This is a genomic window from Bacillus sp. AFS059628 (assembly GCF_002571225.1).
GTDB lineage: Bacteria > Bacillota > Bacilli > Bacillales > Bacillaceae_G > Bacillus_A.
Map to the genome: position 1 here is coordinate 37,167 of NZ_NVEC01000016.1, position 17,814 is coordinate 54,980.

19 protein-coding genes and 3 other annotated features are annotated in these 17,814 nt (G+C 36.6%); of the genes, 13 read left to right on the forward strand and 6 right to left on the reverse strand.

Annotated features, from left to right (window positions below):
- Nucleotides 1-4 precede the first annotated feature (4 nt).
- The 9 genes from COL05_RS07000 to COL05_RS07040 all read left to right on the forward strand — a co-directional run bounded on the left by COL05_RS07000 (nucleotide 5) and on the right by COL05_RS07040 (nucleotide 9,417).
- Nucleotides 5-1,411 carry a replication initiation and membrane attachment family protein gene (locus tag COL05_RS07000; RefSeq protein ID WP_098668058.1) on the forward strand — a complete coding sequence of 469 codons (1,407 nt, stop codon included), beginning with the start codon at nucleotides 5-7 and terminating at the stop codon, nucleotides 1,409-1,411.
- A 33-nt stretch (nucleotides 1,412-1,444) separates the two neighbouring features.
- Nucleotides 1,445-2,383, forward strand: a complete 939-nt coding sequence (gene dnaI, locus COL05_RS07005) for a primosomal protein DnaI (protein ID WP_098668059.1) — start codon at nucleotides 1,445-1,447, stop codon at nucleotides 2,381-2,383.
- Nucleotides 2,384-2,660: 277 nt separating this feature from the next.
- Nucleotides 2,661-3,542 carry a putative sporulation protein YtxC gene (gene ytxC / locus COL05_RS07010; protein ID WP_098668060.1) on the forward strand — a complete coding sequence of 294 codons (882 nt, stop codon included), beginning with the start codon at nucleotides 2,661-2,663 and terminating at the stop codon, nucleotides 3,540-3,542.
- Between the two features lie 31 nt (nucleotides 3,543-3,573).
- Nucleotides 3,574-3,802: a binding site (T-box leader), on the forward strand.
- 47 nt (nucleotides 3,803-3,849) lie between these two features.
- Nucleotides 3,850-5,787, forward strand: a complete 1,938-nt coding sequence (gene thrS, locus COL05_RS07015) for a threonine--tRNA ligase (RefSeq protein WP_098668061.1) — start codon at nucleotides 3,850-3,852, stop codon at nucleotides 5,785-5,787.
- A gap of 210 nt (nucleotides 5,788-5,997) precedes the next feature.
- Nucleotides 5,998-6,118 (forward strand) — a sequence feature (ribosomal protein L20 leader region).
- A 62-nt stretch (nucleotides 6,119-6,180) separates the two neighbouring features.
- On the forward strand, nucleotides 6,181-6,684 hold the full coding sequence (infC, locus tag COL05_RS07020) for a translation initiation factor IF-3 (RefSeq protein WP_000973214.1): 504 nt from the start codon (nucleotides 6,181-6,183) through the stop codon (nucleotides 6,682-6,684).
- Nucleotides 6,685-6,705: 21 nt separating this feature from the next.
- Complete coding sequence (gene rpmI / locus COL05_RS07025) at nucleotides 6,706-6,906, forward strand: 50S ribosomal protein L35 (RefSeq protein ID WP_001125945.1); 201 nt, start codon at nucleotides 6,706-6,708, stop codon at nucleotides 6,904-6,906.
- 37 nt (nucleotides 6,907-6,943) lie between these two features.
- On the forward strand, nucleotides 6,944-7,300 hold the full coding sequence (gene rplT, locus COL05_RS07030; RefSeq protein ID WP_001138362.1) for a 50S ribosomal protein L20: 357 nt from the start codon (nucleotides 6,944-6,946) through the stop codon (nucleotides 7,298-7,300).
- A gap of 470 nt (nucleotides 7,301-7,770) precedes the next feature.
- Nucleotides 7,771-8,262: a dUTP diphosphatase gene (locus COL05_RS07035; protein ID WP_000365050.1), complete on the forward strand. Its 492-nt coding sequence runs from the start codon at nucleotides 7,771-7,773 to the stop codon at nucleotides 8,260-8,262.
- 69 nt (nucleotides 8,263-8,331) lie between these two features.
- Entirely contained in the window at nucleotides 8,332-9,417 is a 1,086-nt protein-coding gene (locus COL05_RS07040) for a M42 family metallopeptidase (RefSeq protein WP_098668062.1), read from the forward strand.
- Nucleotides 9,418-9,459: 42 nt separating this feature from the next.
- On the opposite strand, the gene COL05_RS07045 is transcribed toward COL05_RS07040, so the two are convergent.
- Nucleotides 9,460-10,077, reverse strand: coding sequence for a TetR/AcrR family transcriptional regulator (locus tag COL05_RS07045; protein ID WP_098668063.1), 618 nt, complete (start codon nucleotides 10,075-10,077; stop codon nucleotides 9,460-9,462).
- A gap of 297 nt (nucleotides 10,078-10,374) precedes the next feature.
- On the opposite strand from COL05_RS07045, the gene COL05_RS07050 reads away from it, so the two are divergent.
- On the forward strand, nucleotides 10,375-11,028 hold the full coding sequence (locus COL05_RS07050) for an HlyD family secretion protein (RefSeq protein ID WP_048531600.1): 654 nt from the start codon (nucleotides 10,375-10,377) through the stop codon (nucleotides 11,026-11,028).
- Nucleotides 11,029-11,040: 12 nt separating this feature from the next.
- On the forward strand, nucleotides 11,041-12,831 hold the full coding sequence (locus COL05_RS07055; protein ID WP_098668064.1) for a DHA2 family efflux MFS transporter permease subunit: 1,791 nt from the start codon (nucleotides 11,041-11,043) through the stop codon (nucleotides 12,829-12,831).
- Between the two features lie 23 nt (nucleotides 12,832-12,854).
- Here COL05_RS07055 and COL05_RS07060 read toward each other — a convergent pair whose 3' ends face one another.
- From COL05_RS07060 to sspI, 5 genes are all read right to left on the reverse strand, one after another.
- Nucleotides 12,855-13,211, reverse strand: coding sequence for an ammonia permease (locus COL05_RS07060; RefSeq protein ID WP_098668065.1), 357 nt, complete (start codon nucleotides 13,209-13,211; stop codon nucleotides 12,855-12,857).
- A 37-nt stretch (nucleotides 13,212-13,248) separates the two neighbouring features.
- Nucleotides 13,249-13,620, reverse strand: coding sequence for a DNA-binding protein (locus COL05_RS07065; protein ID WP_098668066.1), 372 nt, complete (start codon nucleotides 13,618-13,620; stop codon nucleotides 13,249-13,251).
- A 142-nt stretch (nucleotides 13,621-13,762) separates the two neighbouring features.
- Entirely contained in the window at nucleotides 13,763-14,476 is a 714-nt protein-coding gene (locus tag COL05_RS07070; protein WP_098668067.1) for a CPBP family intramembrane glutamic endopeptidase, read from the reverse strand.
- A 138-nt stretch (nucleotides 14,477-14,614) separates the two neighbouring features.
- Nucleotides 14,615-15,172, reverse strand: a complete 558-nt coding sequence (locus tag COL05_RS07075) for an HD domain-containing protein (protein ID WP_098668068.1) — start codon at nucleotides 15,170-15,172, stop codon at nucleotides 14,615-14,617.
- A gap of 179 nt (nucleotides 15,173-15,351) precedes the next feature.
- Nucleotides 15,352-15,561 (reverse strand): small acid-soluble spore protein SspI, encoded by a 210-nt coding sequence (gene sspI, locus COL05_RS07080; protein ID WP_000009513.1) that lies wholly within the window; start codon nucleotides 15,559-15,561, stop codon nucleotides 15,352-15,354.
- Between the two features lie 82 nt (nucleotides 15,562-15,643).
- Here sspI and COL05_RS07085 point away from each other — a divergent pair, with 82 nt between their 5' ends.
- Nucleotides 15,644-16,441, forward strand: coding sequence for a TrmH family RNA methyltransferase (locus tag COL05_RS07085; RefSeq protein ID WP_139895974.1), 798 nt, complete (start codon nucleotides 15,644-15,646; stop codon nucleotides 16,439-16,441).
- Nucleotides 16,442-16,489: 48 nt separating this feature from the next.
- Nucleotides 16,490-16,718, forward strand: a binding site (T-box leader).
- 43 nt (nucleotides 16,719-16,761) lie between these two features.
- Complete coding sequence (gene pheS / locus COL05_RS07090; protein ID WP_098668070.1) at nucleotides 16,762-17,796, forward strand: phenylalanine--tRNA ligase subunit alpha; 1,035 nt, start codon at nucleotides 16,762-16,764, stop codon at nucleotides 17,794-17,796.
- The last annotated feature ends 18 nt before the right edge of the window (nucleotides 17,797-17,814 follow it).

A 17,814-nucleotide genomic window follows, 5' to 3' on the forward strand; every position in this document is an offset into this window, starting at 1 on the left:
AAGAATGGAAAAACAGTCATGGATGGAGCTATTGCCGATTGATCGTTATAAAGTAAGTGCGAAAGGGTTACTGCATAATTACGACCGAAAAGTGTTGACGATGTTGTACCAACCGTTAATAGGTAGTAGAGCTTTTAGCTTGTACATGACGCTATGGGGAGAGTTAGAGCAAGATCGTGTGTTTGGAAAAGAGAATACGCATCATTCCCTTATGGTGACTATGCAAATGCAACTTCCTGAAATATATGGGGAACGAGTAAAGTTAGAGGCAATTGGACTTTTGAAAGTATATATTAAGAAAGAAAAAGATATTCGAATGTTTATATATGAGCTGCAACCACCTTTATCTCCGAAGCAGTTTTTTGATGATATTGTTTTAAGTATCTTTTTATACAATCGATTGAGTCGGACAAAATATAATCAAGTAAAGCAATATTTCTTAGAAGAAGAATTTGATTTTGTATCTTATGAAAATGTTACGCGTTCTTTCAATGATGTATTTGGTTCGTTTAATCCAGGACAGCTTGAGCATGCGCAAGAGGATCTTCGTATTCCGAAAACGACAGCTATGCCAAGTCGCGAAAAGGGAGACGCTCCAAAAGTTTGGAATGATTTCTTTGATTTCTCCTTATTTGTAGATGGATTGTCCGCTCTTGTCCCTAAAAAGGCAATTACAGATCAAGTGCGAGAATGTGTCATTACACTTGCTTACGTGTATGATGTAGATGTGTTATCGATGCAAAATATCGTTCTTGGTGCGGTGACAGAGATGCAGACAATTGATATTGAAAGGCTTAGAAAAGGAGCACGTGATTGGTATCAGTTTGAAAACGGTCAAGCGTTACCTGTATTGAGTGAAAGAGTACAGCCTCATGCTGCGCGTATGATGAAAGAGAAAGAGCCCTCTACGCAAGAAGAGATGTTAATCAAACAGTTAGAGGAAATCTCACCAAAGCAGTTATTGAAAGAAATCTCTGGTGGTGCAGAGGCGACGAAGGCGGACTTGCAAATCGTTGAAGATGTAATGATCAATCAAAAGTTAACGCCAGGTGTTGTGAATGTACTTATTTATTACGTTATGCTACGCTCAGATATGAAACTTGCGAAAACGTACGTGGAAAAGATTGCTGGGCATTGGGCGCGTAAAAAGGTCGGTACAGTAGCTGAAGCAATGGCGTTAGCGAAAGAAGAAAACCGTCAATATCAGGAATGGGCTGAGACGAAGAAAAAAGGTCGTACGTCGAAGAAAACAGTGCGAAAAGAAATGGTACCAGATTGGCTGAAAGAAGAGCCGAAAGAACAAGCAAAAGAAACTGTGAAAAAAGATGTAAGTGTTGAAAAAGGTGCAACTACGTTAGAGGATGAACGAAAACGATTAGAAGAAGTGTTGAAAAAATATAAGCGTGATTAATAGAAGAGAATGAACGCTCTTTGAGGTGAGGAAATGGAGCATATTCAAAATTCATTTGCAAAGTTAATGGAAAATGAAAATTTTAAAAATAGATATGAAGTATTAAAGGCGGAAGTAATGGCACATCCTCGTGTGAAAGAATTTATAGACGCACATCAAGGTGAAGTGACAACTTCTATGATTGAGCGTAGCCTTGTGAAGTTATACGAATATATTGGACAAAGTGTAGGTTGCGCGGATTGTCCAGATTTAGGCTCTTGTAAAAACATGTTGCAAGGATATGAGCCAAAGCTCGTTATCCAAGGGAAGATGATCGATATTCAATACGATCGTTGCGTTAGAAAAGTAGCATATGACGAGAGAAAGAAATATGAAAAACTCGTTCAAAGTGTATATATGCCATCTGATATTTTACAGGCAACGATGGAAAACTTGGATCCATCAGATTTAGATGCACGTATTGATGCAATTGGTGCAGCTAATGAATTTTTAAGTACATATGAACCTGGTAAAAAAGTACAAGGTTTATATTTGTACGGTAAATTTGGTGTAGGGAAAACGTATTTGCTAGGGGCAATTGCGAATGAGCTTGCTCGAAAGAAAATAAGTTCGATGCTCGTATATTTTCCTGAATTTTTACGTGAAATTAAAAGCTCGATTCAAGATAATTCGATTGGGGAAAAGATTGATGCGGTGAAACGCGTACAAGTTTTAATGTTAGATGATATTGGAGCAGAAGCGATGTCAAGCTTTGTGCGTGATGATGTGCTTGGTGCAATTTTACAATTCCGTATGTTAGAAAACTTACCGACGTTCTTTACGTCTAACTTTGATTTCAAGGAGCTAGAACATCATTTAACGTATACACAGCGCGGTGAAGCGGAAGAAATGAAAGCAGCTCGTATTATGGAACGAATTAAATATTTAGCGAAACCAATTACAATTGGCGGGAAAAACCGTCGTCATAAGTAAAGAGTAAGCTTAGAAGCTTGCTCTTTTTTCGTATGAAGTACTTTTTAAAGTAGTTGAATTGTAAAATGAAAAGTTCTTATTGAAAATTCGTAGTAGCTTGTATCATTTTTTTCTCCCTCCCTTAATATATATAAAATTAGCAAGCCATATTGAATGGATTTTCTAACGATAGGAAATGTAATTCTACTAAGAGTGAACTTCACGTGGGACGGACTCTTATAGGATTTGTAACGTATAGATACAGTCCTTTAGAGCAGGGATAAAAGGGGGGACAAAAGTGATTGAAATTTGCTTCGAAGAAAAAAATGATGCTATGCACGTATATAGACAACTACTGAAAAGAGCGGAACTGTTATATGATGAAACGAGTGTGTATTTACAGGAACAAAAAGTGGTGATTCACATACCGGTAGGTGAATCGAATTATATTGAAAAGATTTTATTGCCAGTAATGGTATATTTTATTGTGAATGTGAAACAAAATGAGTGGATATATACAATCTTAAAAGAGAAGTTTTTTTATGAAGAAGAGGAAGAGTGTCATCAAATATTGCATATGGCACATGAGATTTTAAAGGGAAGAAGAAAAGGGATTACCCGTGAATTAACGCGTCACACATTTGAATCATATATTAAATCTTCTTTAGATAACTGGCTTTGTGATCCACTTTCATTCTCGTTTTCATCATATGTTCGTTTTCGTCTTCGTACATATAGGGAAATGGTAGCTAAGCTTGCCGAAGTGGCGATTGATGAGTATAAGTTGGAACAAGAATATCAAATGTTTATTGAGTCGCTAAGGCAACAAGTGCGTAGCCGGAAATCACGTTTGTCCTGTGTGCATCTTATTTTTGATGAGAGTTTTATTTTCTACGATGATAAAGGTAGACGTTTAAAACAGGAGAAATTGGTTCAATATATAGATGAGGAATTATTGAAGCAAAAGGATGTATATATTGATACGAAAGTAATTGCGCCACTTCTTTCTATTTCGCCGAAAAAAATTTATTTATATACGAAAGAACAAGACCATAATATGATTATTACTTTGCGAAATGTATTTCAAGAACGGGTACAATTACATGGATTACATGAGTTTGAGCGTAATGTGAAAAATTTAAAAAATAAAGGTAACGCCCTTGATTTTCTAAGTTTTTGAGCATATAATTACCTACATAAATGAAATATATTGAAATGTCATGATGAGGACATGAGTAGTTTTCTACGATTTTCAGAGAGGGAAGCCTTAGGGTGTGAGCTTCCTAGTACGGGATTATTACTTACCACCTCTAAACTTTAGCAGTGAACGATTCTTCTAGTAATTGCTAACGGACAACACCGTTATGTTGAACTTGAGCAATTAACAATAAGGTTAATTGGAACAAGGGTGGAACCACGAATTCAACACTCGTCCCTTTTTACGGGATGAGTGTTTTTTATTTTGAGAAAAAGAGGAGTGACCAGTGATGGCAGATGTAGTTAAAATTACTTTCCCTGATGGAGCTGTGAAGGAGTTTCCAAAAGGCGTAACAACTGAAGAAATCGCAGCTTCTATTAGCCCAGGCTTAAAGAAAAAAGCTGTGGCTGGAAAATTAAACGATGAGATGATCGATCTTGTTACACCAATCGAAGAAGATGGTGCAGTTTCTATCATTACATTAGATTCTGAGGATGGCTTATATATTTTACGCCACTCAACAGCTCACCTTTTAGCACAAGCATTAAAACGTTTATATAAAGATGTTAAGGTTGAGCTTGGCATTGGTCCGGTAATTGAAAATGGCTTCTACTACGATATTGATATGGAAGAAGCAATTACAGTTGAAGACTTCAAGAAAATCGAAAAAGAAATGCAAAAAATTGTGAACGAGAACTTAGAAATCGTTCGTCATGAAGTACCACGTGCAGAAGCAATTCGTCGTTTTGAAGAAATCGGCGATGAGTTAAAATTAGATTTAATTAACGATCTTCCAGAAGATGCTATTATTTCAATCTATGAGCAAGGCGAATTCTTCGACCTTTGCCGTGGCGTTCACCTTCCATCTACAGGGAAAATTAAAGTATTTAAATTATTAAGCGTTGCAGGTGCTTACTGGCGCGGCGATAGCAATAATAAAATGCTACAACGTATTTACGGTACTGCATTCGTTAAGAAAGCAGAATTAGATGAGCACTTACGTATGCTTGAAGAAGCGAAAGAGCGCGATCACCGTAAATTAGGTAAAGAATTAAAACTATTTACTAATAGCCAAAAAGTAGGACAAGGTTTACCACTTTGGTTACCAAAGGGTGCAACAATCCGCCGCATTATCGAGCGTTACATCGTTGATAAAGAAGCGAGCTTAGGCTATGATCACGTATACACTCCAGTACTAGGAAGCAGAGAGCTTTATGAAACTTCTGGACACTGGAACCACTACCGTGATGGTATGTTCCCATCAATGGAAATGGATAATGAAGAGTTAGTTCTTCGTCCAATGAACTGCCCTCACCACATGATGGTTTATAAAAACGATATTCACAGCTATCGTGAATTACCAATCCGTATTGCGGAACTTGGAACAATGCATCGTTATGAAATGTCAGGTGCGTTATCTGGCTTACAACGTGTACGCGGAATGACTTTAAACGATGCACACATTTTCGTTCGCCCAGATCAAATTAAAGAAGAGTTAAAACGTGTTGTAAACTTAACTCTAGAAGTGTACAAAGATTTCGGTTTAGAGAACTATTCATTCCGTCTATCTTATCGTGACCCAGCAGATACTAAAAAGTATTATGCTGATGATGAGATGTGGGAAAAAGCACAAGGTATGTTAAAAGAAGCTATGGATGAAATGGGTCTTGATTACTATGAAGCTGAAGGTGAAGCGGCATTCTACGGTCCAAAACTTGACGTTCAAGTTCGTACTGCTCTTGGAAAAGACGAAACACTTTCAACTGTACAATTAGACTTCTTACTTCCAGAACGCTTTGAATTATCTTACGTTGGTGAAGACGGTAAACAACATCGTCCAGTTGTAATTCACCGTGGTGTTGTATCTACAATGGAACGTTTCGTAGCCTTCTTAATTGAAGAATACAAAGGTGCATTCCCAACTTGGTTAGCTCCAGTTCAAGTACAAGTAATTCCAGTTTCTCCGCAAGTACATTTAGACTATGCGAAGAAAGTACAAGACGAATTACGCCGTGCTGGTATCCGTGTTGAATTAGATACTCGTGAAGAGAAAATTGGTTACAAAATCCGTGAAGCACAAATGCAAAAAATTCCGTACATGCTTGTAGTAGGTGACAATGAAGTAACTGAAAACGGCGTAAACGTACGTAAATACGGTGAACAAAAATCAGAAACAATCGCATTAGATGCTTTTGTTGACATGATTAAAGTAGAAGGAAAACGATAAGAAAAAGCCGCGGTATACCGCGGCTTTTCTATGTAATATAAGTAAGAGAAATTAGAAAAAAAAACCATGTAATACTTATCGTAAAAAAGTATTGCAAGTATGTTAGTTGTTTGTTACAATATTTCTTGTTGTTAGTAAAACACATCGCGTCTTCTTGACAGACGTCATGTCCTATGATAAACTCATCAAGGATAATAGAATATTGTTTTGTGGAACAAGTAGAAGCACCCGCTTCTCACCTGATGGACGCATTCGCAGTTTACAGGTAAATGTATTTCTTACTTAAGATTTTACAAGTGTGGGTGTCGTATGCCCGCACTTTTTTTGTCGGGTTCTATGACTACAAACTATGTTCTGAGAAAACCTTGGAGGTGGCTTACTATTAGCAAGGATATGATGATTAACGAGCAAATTCGTGCACGTGAAGTACGTTTAGTTGGTGCAAATGGCGATCAACTTGGAATCAAGTCTCGTAATGACGCTTTAGACTTAGCTGCAAATCTTAATCTTGATTTAGTATTAGTTGCTCCAAATGCGAAACCGCCAGTATGCCGCATTATGGACTACGGTAAATTCCGCTTTGAGCAACAGAAGAAAGAAAAAGAACAGCGCAAAAATCAAAAAGTAATTAGCATGAAAGAAGTTCGTTTAAGTCCAACAATTGATGAACACGACTTTAACACAAAACTTCGTAATGCTATCAAGTTTTTAGAGAAAGGCGACAAGGTTAAAGCGTCAATTCGCTTTAAAGGACGTGCCATTACTCATAAAGAAATCGGTCAACGTGTTTTAGATCGCTTCTCAGAAGCTTGTGCTGAAGTTAGTACAATCGAATCTAAGCCTAAAATGGAAGGACGCAGTATGTTCTTAGTTTTAGCACCGAAAAACGATAAGTAATAGATAGAGGAGGAAATACCTATGCCTAAACAAAAAACTCATCGCGGCGCTGCAAAGCGTTTCAAAAAGACTGGATCAGGTAAACTGAAACGTTCTCACGCTTACACAAGCCATTTATTCGCTAACAAATCTACAAAAGCTAAACGTAAACTACGTAAAGCTGGTGTAGTAAGCGCTGGTGACTTCAAACGCATTCGTCAAATGCTTGACAACTTAAAATAAGTTCGGCTGATATATAGAACAATTAGGAGGTAATATTATGCCAAGAGTAAAAGGTGGTACAGTTACTCGTCAACGTCGTAAAAAAGTAATTAAATTAGCAAAAGGTTACTACGGTTCAAAAAATACATTATTCAAGGTTGCTAACCAACAGGTTATGAAATCTCTAATGTATGCATTCCGTGACCGCCGTCAAAAGAAACGTGACTTCCGTAAATTATGGATTACACGTATCAACGCAGCAGCTCGTATGAATGGTCTTTCTTACAGCCGCTTAATGCACGGTCTTAAAAATGCTGGCATCGAAGTTAACCGCAAGATGCTTGCTGACTTAGCTGTTCATGACGAAAAAGCTTTCGCTGAATTAGCAACAGTTGCAAAAAACAACATTAACTAATTAATTAGTTGAAACCTTAGAAGATTTTTCTTCTAAGGTTTTTTTGTTTGTATACAAAGAGAGATATGTCGTTATCGATATGACAAAACCAATATAAAAGCTATAGTAATATAGAAGAATATATATATGAAGCCAGGAGAATCCTCCTGGCTTCTTTTAATTATCACTCTCTGGAAAGAAGAGTATCTTTCCTACCTGAAACGACACTGCTATAATGGAAAGATGATATGGAACTTTCATCAGATAAAATAATATTTTTATTAGTGGGCAATTCCTGGATAATTATTAACTATCACCAATCGGAATGAACAATCTAATCGTGATGATTGAAACGTATTTGTAAATTAAGGACAAGCTATTTTGTAAAGAGGTAGATAGCTGACTTATTAATAAGAAACGAAAAATAATAATGAACTTTGAGATGAAACAACATTGTTGCGTAACATGCGATGTTGGAGGAGGACAATAGAATGGACTTACTACAACTATTTAAATTACAAAAAGAATTAGATGACCGTATTGCGAAGGAGCATGACTTACAACCGAAAAAGTTGTTAAAAGAAAAAATGTTAGCTCTTCTTGTAGAAATTGGAGAACTTGCAAATGAAACACGTTGTTTTAAATATTGGAGCAACAAACCAGCATCAGAACGTGAAGTGATACTAGAAGAATACGTAGATGGTTTACATTTTATTTTATCAATCGGAATTGATTTAGGTATTGATAAAAACTTCCTATTCTATAAGTGTGCACAGACGAATAAAACACAAGTAGAGATTTTCTTAGACACATATGCGAAGGTAATTCGTTTTACAGATCAACCATCTATTACGAACTATATTGAATTATTTACAAGCTACCTTCGACTTGGACAAGCGCTTGAGTTTGAACAAGAAGAGATCGAAAAGGCATACTTAGATAAAAACGAAGTAAATCATCAGCGTCAAACACAAGGATATTAAGTTAATTTTTGAATATTTCAATTTCCTTTTGTATAATGAAGTGACTGAAGAAAAAGGAGGGTGTTGGCAATGACAAAATTAGATGAGACATTGACAATGCTAAAAGAATTAACAGATGCACGTGGTATTGCGGGTAACGAGCGTGAACCACGCGAAGTAATGAAGAAATATATTGAGCCGTTCGCGGACGAACTTTCTACTGATAATTTAGGAAGTTTAGTTGCGAAAAAAGTAGGGGAAGAAAACGGCCCGAAAATTATGGTTGCAGGTCACTTAGATGAAGTTGGCTTTATGATCACGCAAATTGATGACAAAGGTTTCCTTCGTTTCCAAACAGTTGGTGGCTGGTGGTCACAAGTTATGCTTGCGCAGCGCGTGACAATTGTAACGCGTAAAGGAGATGTAACAGGTGTAATTGGTTCAAAACCACCGCACATCTTACCTCCAGAAGCGCGTAAAAAGCCAGTTGAAATTAAAGACATGTTCATTGATATTGGTGCTTCTAGCCAAGAAGAAGCAATGGAGTGGGGCGTACGACCAGGAGATCAAGTTGTACCTTACTTTGAATTCCAAGTGATGAAGAATGAAAAAATGTTACTTGCAAAAGCATGGGATAACCGAATCGGTTGTGCAATTGCAATTGACGTATTAAAACAATTAAAAGATGAAAAGCATCCAAACGTTGTATACGGCGTAGGGACTGTACAAGAAGAAGTCGGTCTTCGTGGTGCGAAAACATCTGCAAACTATATTAAACCAGATATCGCGTTCGCAGTAGATGTTGGTATCGCTGGTGACACACCTGGTATAACGTCAAAAGAAGCGCAAAGTAAAATGGGTGATGGACCACAGATTATTTTATATGATGCTTCTGTTATTGGTCATACAGGTTTACGTGACTTTGTAGTTGATGTTGCTGATGAATTGGAAATCCCATACCAATATGATTCAGTAGCAGGCGGCGGAACGGATGCAGGTGCAATCCATATTGCTGTAAATGGTATTCCGTCTATGGCCATTACGATTGCAACGCGCTACATCCATTCTCATGCAGCAATGTTACATCGTGATGACTATGAAAATGCAGTGAAGTTAATTGTAGAAGTTATTAAACGTCTTGATAAAGAGGCTGTACATAACATTACATTTAATTAATAGAAAAAGCGAAGGAGGTGCTCCTTCGCTTTTTTTTATGTTTTAAAAAGGTCTCTCTAATCCTGCCGCAGTATGAGCTCCTAAAATAATTAAACGAGTTAATTGCATAGCCATAAAATGCGGGGTATATATCATCCCTCTTTTTAACCATGACATAATCATCCCGATATGAGCTCCTGTCACATAACTAATTAAAATATCACGAGGAACCATAAGATCTTTATCATCGGGCTGTGAAATAGATAAGCTTAATGTTAAATGTGTTTGTATCGTCTTCATCATTTTATAAGAGTAGTTTCCAGCAGCCTTATCGCCAAGCATAACGTTATAGAAGTTCGCATTTTCTGCGATATGCTCGAACAAAGCTAAAAATGTCGGATGTGGTGAATCAAATGTAAGTTGAAACTCTTCTTTATTTCTATTTTTTGGTTTAATAACTTCGGTTAATTTTTCTAACATTTCTTCGATGCTTTTGTCTAGTAAGTCATATTTATCGTGGTAATGACTATAAAACGTAGCACGATTTACAGGAGCACGTTCGGCAATATGTTGAACAGTTACATCGTCAAACCCTTTTTCGCCTACTAAAGCGACAAAAGCATCCTGTATGAGTTGTCTCGTTCGCTTTACACGTGGATCATTTGTATTTTTAATAGACATTTTTACTTCCCCTCGTTTAATTTTTTATACTTAAACAACATATTGGTATTATATTGTTGTTTAAGCGACATTTCATACGTAAAATGTCGGTTGTAGATTCGAAATAATTATTTATAATTATAAACGATAGTCCTTCAGAAATCAGCACCGCTCGCAGGTAGATAAATTTCGATTTACACCTCAGATGGTGTGATTTTTTTGTTTAAAAGTTAATATAATTAACAATTAAACAGTCTAAACAATAAGGACATAAATAGTTTAGAAAAAAATTATATGCGATATAAGGAGAGGAATGCAATGAATCAGTTTCGAAGAATGGTGATTATTAACATTATCACATTAATTGTACTAGTTGGCGGCGGTATTGGCGGTTATTACTATTACAATCAAGCGGAAAATTACTTAAAAACAGATAATGCAAAAATTGATGGAAAGGTAATTCCGATTGCATCACCAGTAGCAGGTAAATTAACTGACTGGAAAGCTGAAGTAGGTAAGAACTACAATGAGAACGATAAATTAGGTGCTGTTACTGTAGCGGCAGCAAATGGAGAACAAACAGTAGATGTAACAATTCCACAAAATGCAACGGTTGTACAATCAAACGCGACGACAAATGCTTTCGTTGGAGCAGGTAGCCCAATTGCTTATGCATTTGATATGAACAATTTATGGGTAACGGCAAACATTGAAGAAACAGATGTTGACGATGTACAAAAAGGTCAAGACGTAGATGTGTATGTAGACGCATACCCAGATACAACGTTATCAGGAAAAGTAGAGCAAGTTGGATTAACAACAGCAAACACATTCTCTATGTTACCATCAAGCAACGCAACAGCGAACTATACGAAAGTAACACAAGTAGTACCAGTTAAAATTTCTTTAGATCATAGTAAATCAGTAAATATTGTTCCTGGAATGAATGTGTCAGTTCGTATTCATAAGTAAGGGGGAGATGAGATGTCCTCAATTGCAATTGCAGGATATGCACTATTTTGTATAATCGTCTTCTTCCTTGTAAATCGTCTTTTACGAAAGAAAAAAACGAACGTGGGAGAAGAACAAGTCCCAGCCGTAAATAAAATAGAAGTAAGTAAGGTAGAAACAGAAGAGAAAGAAATTGAACGAAAGCAAGAATCGGAAATTTCTAATGTAGTTGAGTTAGAAACAGGAAAGCAAGAAGAAGTAAAAGAAGTGCCGAAAAAACAAATGTCTACGCCTGTAGAGAATGTGAACGTAAAAGCAGTTGTAGCTGTATTGATTCTCGGCATGTTCGTTTCTATTTTAAACCAAACAATCATTAATGTTGCATTGCCTCCGTTAATGAATGAATTTAACGTATCAACTTCAACAGCACAATGGTTAATTACAGGTTTCATGCTTGTAAATGGTATTTTAGTACCGATTAGTGCCTTTTTAGTTTCACGATTTACGTACCGTAAATTATTTGTAGCAGCAATGTTATTCTTCACGGTAGGATCTATCATTTGTGCTACTTCTGGAAACTTTACGATGATGATGACGGGCCGTGTTATTCAAGCGGTTGGTGCAGGTATTTTAATGCCGGTTGGTATGAATATCTTCATGACATTATTCCCGCCTCATAAGCGCGGAGCAGCGATGGGATTACTAGGTGTAGCGATGATTTTAGCTCCAGCTATCGGACCGACTGTAACAGGTTGGGTAATTGAAAATTACAGCTGGAACTTAATGTTCTACGCGATGTTTATTATCGGTTTAATTATTACGTTCCTATCTTTAAAATTCTTTACACTAGCTCAGCCAGTGTCTAATACGAAATTAGATGTATTTGGTGTTGTTAGTTCAAGTATTGGACTAGGAAGCTTACTGTATGGATTCAGTGAAGCTGGAAATAATAGTTGGACTAGTGCCGAAGTTGTTATTTCACTTGTTATCGGTGTAATTGGTTTAGCGTTATTTATCTGGAGAGAGTTAACAACAGATAATAAAATGCTTGATTTACAAGTGTTTAAATACCCAGTATTTACTTTTACTTTAGTAATTAACGCAATCGTTACGATGGCATTATTCGGAGGTATGTTATTACTTCCAGTATATCTGCAAAACATTCGCGGTTTCACACCGATTGAATCAGGTTTATTATTACTTCCAGGATCATTAATTATGGGGATCATGGGACCTATTGCAGGTAAACTATTTGATAAGTATGGTATTCGTCCGTTAGCGATTGTTGGGTTAGCCATTACAACATTTGCGACATATGAATTCACAACGTTATCGATGGATACACCGTATAGTGTTATTATGACGGATTACATTATACGTTCGATTGGTATGTCATTCATTATGATGCCAATTATGACAGCTGGTATGAACGCACTGCCGATGAAATTAATTTCTCACGGTACAGCAACGCAAAATACGTCAAGACAAGTAGCTGGTTCAATTGGAACCGCGATATTAATTACACTTATGACGCAACAAACGACTGCTCACGTAGCAGATTACGGCAACATGTTAACAACTTCAAATCCAATTTTAGTTGATAAAGTACATGGCATGGGGCAAAGCTTAGCGGCCTTAGCTGGATCAGCACAAGCAGGAGACGCGATGAGTACACAACTATTATATGGACAAATTTCAAAGCTATCTGCAATTAACGGTATTAACGATGCCTTCTTAATTGCAACGATACTGGCAGGGATTGCTTGGGTGTTATCGTTCTTCTTACCATCAGGCAATAAACCAAATAGAAAAGCAGGGAATTAATTTCCCTGCTTTTTTTGTGTTCTTTATGCAGTTAAATATAAAAGCTGATAACCAGCTACGGAGCAAAGCCCTGTTATAAACAAAATTGTTCCCATAGCACGAATACTTGATATTTGTCTGCCGCTTATAATAGCCAATAGTCCAGCTAAAGAGAAGAAGCACCAATATAAAGTTCCCGAAATTGGAACCATCCCCTCTAAATCTATTCCAGAACCTATACAAACGATAGGAACAACGATAAGCGATATGCTAATGAAACCAGCTATAATGGTAAGTGATTTACGACATTTAATACCAGCCATAATTAAAAAAATGCCAATGATGAAGTCGCATAAAATCAAAGTAAGAGCTAAAATCATCCAAGTTAATATTCCGAACACTTCTGTGTTACCTCCGATTTGTGGATTTCAAAAAATGTTATATATAGAATGAATCACCTACAGACATGAGTACCCAGAAAATAACCCCTAAGATTCCAGTGGTAAAAATAATGAAGCCCATATTACGTATACTTTTAATTTTTGTTTGTACTCCACTTACCCCTGCTAATAATCCAGTTAAAGAAAATAGCGTCCAGTATAGAGCAGTTGGAATCGGGAAAATTGTATCGATATGAATCCCTACACTTAAAAGAACAAAAGGTAGTGTGACAAAGGATAGACTCAGTAGCCCCATTAAACCAACGAGTAATTTCCGATATTTAATCCCTGTTACTATTAAAAAAATACCACCAGCAATCCCGCATAGTAAAAGAAGTGGCGTAAAAAGCATCCAAATAATCATGAACATATGTAAACTCCTTTATGTGAAGTAAGTTATATTTTACTACATGAGGTTTATTTTGGATATTATTAATAAATATGTATAAATTGATAGAAATGAGAAGTGATCATACGAATTGATAAAAGAGGTATCGTGATGATACCTCTTTTTAGCTCAAGAATGCCAACAGATTATTCATAATATGAAATAACATAGCTGGAATAATAGATTTTGTTTTTTTACATAAAATAGCCATTAATAATCCCATGAAAAAAGTAATGACCATTACGCCAAGTGAGTATGTATGAGCGATACCGAAGAAGAAGCTTGTTATAATCGCTGCAATCCAAAATGGAAAGCGTTCTGAGAAAAAGCGAAGTATAAAGCCACGGAAAATAAGCTCTTCAAAAATTGGGGTGAGTATTGCAAAGCCGAGAAGTAATAATATTTGATACTGCTTAAAGACATCTAAGTTTAGTGCGGAAGATTGCTGCTTTGGTGCGTCTTGGAACACATAATTTAACAAGATGTAATTGAGTAAAATGTTTATAGCGAAGAAAAGAAGTAAGTATACGTATGTACGCCATTCTTTAAGTGCTTTAAAGTTAAATGATTGTAGTAGTAATTTTTTTGCGGGTTCGAATTTAAAAATGAAGAATAACAACACGGCTAGTTGTAATACGATACTTGCAGTATTTACGATAGATTCATACAGGGCAATTTGTTTTTTATCTGTAAGACCAGCTGTATAAATTGTTAAGGGCATTGCGAGGAACACAGTAATGAGTCCGGTTCCGAAAAAAGCAAATAAAACGGAGCTAATAAATTGTCCCCATGACATAGAGTATTTCTGTTCATTAGAAAGTTGTGTAGCGGGTTGCATTTGTAAAATCACCTCTTTATATTTGTATATTTAATTATAAAGTATTTTATTTTGGATGTAACATTTAAATATTACATATACAGGTGTATTTTCCATAAAATAATAAAAGAGGTATCACCCTATAGTGATGCCTCTTTCTCATTGATAACTATGTTCGGCCTTGTTATTCAATTTTGATTGCTCTATTTGCAATTCGCGCTCTACCAATCGATCTAACTGTTGAATAGCTTTTAATGCTTTTTCATAAGAAATCGTTCTATAATGATGCGCTCCGCCCGGTTCTTCATCTGCTTCGTCTGCCCATTTAATAATATTTTGAAGAGACGTTCTTTCAATTTCTTGTTGTACTAAGAAAGAATCTGTATGAAGAAGAATTGCGATAGAAATTTCTTTTGCTAGTTTAGGGTGCTCTCCTAATCTAATAAGCAATTTATGAGCTCTTTCTGCTCCTTTAATTGCGTGTATATCATTCTTTTTGTATAAATCATAGTCCCATTCGCCACCTGTGTACCATGTATGATGTCCGATATCATGAAGGAAACCAGCTTTTGTAGCAGCATCGACTGAGGCGTGATGCTTTTTAGCTAAGTGAAACGCATGGTAAGCGACAGCAATCGCGTGGACCATCCCAGAACGATTTACGTATTTTTGTGTAATATGGTGTTTAAAAATTTGTTCAAGCGTAATACGGTGCATAAAACATTCACTCCTTTTATCTTATGGTGTCTATAAAGAAAATCGATCGGTTTAAATATATTTTGAACATTGTACTCCATCATAGTTCGTTAGTAAAGTAGAAATGTTTAGGAGAAGAAAAAATTTTTCCGCAAAAAAATCACCTTGGCCTATCTATGCAAAGGTGATTTTCAAATTGCTTATTTTTTTAATCCTTGCTCTAGTGTTTCTAACATTTCGTGCTTTTCATTTTCATCAGCGTTTTTCCAAATGACTTCAAATAAAACACCAAGACCTGGAAGCATTTTTTCTTCACCGCTTTGAATTGCATCGACAATTGTTTCTTGTAATTGATCTTGTGTATTACCAGATACATTTGCTAATACAGCACCGCGTAAATTAAAACTCATTGTTTTCACCTCTTCTTCAGAATTAAAACTGACGTTAGTTTTTGTTCTTTTTTATGTAAATATGTATGGAAAATAGGCTATAATGATAAGACAAGAAGAGAGGGAAATACATATTATGAAAAACATTGATTCAGTACAAAATCCGCGTGTGAAGCAGTGGAAAAAGCTGCAAACGAAAAAAGAGCGCGATAAAAAAGGTTTATTTTTTGTAGAAGGATTCCACTTAGTGGAGGAAGCTTTAAAGGCAGGGATTGTAACGGAACTTATCGTGTCAGATCAGACAGATCTTCCGAAAGATTGGACAGTTAATGATGTAGAAATGTATATCGTACCTGAAGCTATCGTAAAAGTACTTCGTGAAACAGAAACGACGCAAGGTGTATTTGCTGTTTGTGAAAAGCATGAGAAGGAAGTAGCTCTTGCTGATGGGAAATTTCTTTTATTAGATGGCCTGCAAGATCCAGGTAACTTAGGGACAATTATTCGTACAGCTGATGCAGCCGGTATTCATGCCGTTGTGCTTGGAGAAGGATGCGTTGATGCATATAATAGTAAAGTGCTTCGCTCTACACAAGGTTCTATTTTCCACTTACCAGTTGTAAAAGGTAACTTAGAAGAATGGGTAGACAAGCTAAAAGAAAATAACGTTCCTGTATATGGAACAGCTCTTGAAAATGGAGTTCCTTATGGTGAAGTAACACCAGCTGGTAGTTTTGCATTAATTGTAGGAAATGAAGGAAATGGCGTACGCCAAGAAATTCTTGCGAAAACGGATCAAAACTTGTATATTCCGATTTACGGCGGGGCAGAATCATTAAATGTTGCAGTTGCAGCAGGGATTTTAACGTATTATTTGCAAAGCCCGGTTGCGAACAAATAAAAAACTTCTTATAATAAGTTGAAGTACATTATATTAAAAGTTAAATAACGAAAAACGTTGATAGAGAAGAGTAGCTTACAAAATCGCCATATAGGGAGAGAATGCCGTAGACTGAAAGCATTCTTATGGTAGACGGAAGTGAATTCACCTCTGGAGTTGACGCCAGGACCATGTACATGTAAAGGCGTTCCGGTCAGAATTGATCGTTATAACTAATGAGTGGGCAGACATGTTCTGTCAATTTAGGGTGGTACCGCGAATTTACCTCGTCCCTTTTTGGGAGCGAGGTTTTTTTATTTTTAAAATTAGGAGGGTTCCAAATGGAAGAACGTTTAAAAGAGCTAAAGCAAAAAGCGTTAGAGCTTATTGAAGAAGCGAAAGAGCTAAAAGGCTTAAACGATGTACGCGTAGCGTATTTAGGAAAAAAAGGCCCAATTACAGAAGTATTACGCGGCATGGGAAAATTATCAGCAGAAGAGCGTCCACGTATGGGAGCATTAGTAAATGAAGTACGTGAAGCGATTCAAACTCGTTTAGACGACAAAATTAGTAATTTAGAAAAAGCAGTAATCGAAGCAAAATTAGCTAATGAAACAATTGATGTTACCTTGCCAGGTCGTCCTGTTGAAACAGGTTGTCACCATCCGTTAACAGCTGTTGTTGAACAAATTGAAGATGTATTCATCGGTATGGGTTATGAAGTAGCTGAAGGAACAGAAGTAGAAAAAGACTACTATAACTTCGAAGCATTAAACTTACCGAAAGATCACCCAGCGCGTGATATGCAAGATACATTCTACATTACAGAAGAAACGTTATTACGTACACATACATCTTCTGTACAAGCACGTACGATGGAAAATAATAAAGAAAAAGGTCCAATCAAAATTATTTGTCCTGGTAAAGTGTATCGCCGCGATGACGATGATGCGACTCATTCACACCAGTTCATGCAAATTGAAGGTCTTGTAATCGATAAAAACATTCGCATGAGTGACTTAAAAGGTACACTGCAAGTATTCGTGAAAAAGATGTTCGGTGAAGATCGTGAAATCCGTCTTCGTCCAAGTTTTTTCCCATTCACAGAGCCATCTGTAGAGATGGATATTTCTTGTATGATGTGTCACGGTAAAGGTTGCGGCACTTGTAAAGGAACTGGCTGGATCGAAATTTTAGGCGCAGGTATGGTTCACCCGAACGTACTTGAAATGGCTGGTTATGATTCAAAAGAATATCAAGGTTTCGCATTCGGTATGGGCGCAGAGCGTATCGCAATGTTGAAATACGGCGTAGATGACATTCGTCATTTCTATACAAATGATGTACGTTTCTTACAACAATTCAAACGAGCGTAAGGGAAGGAGAGGATAAGT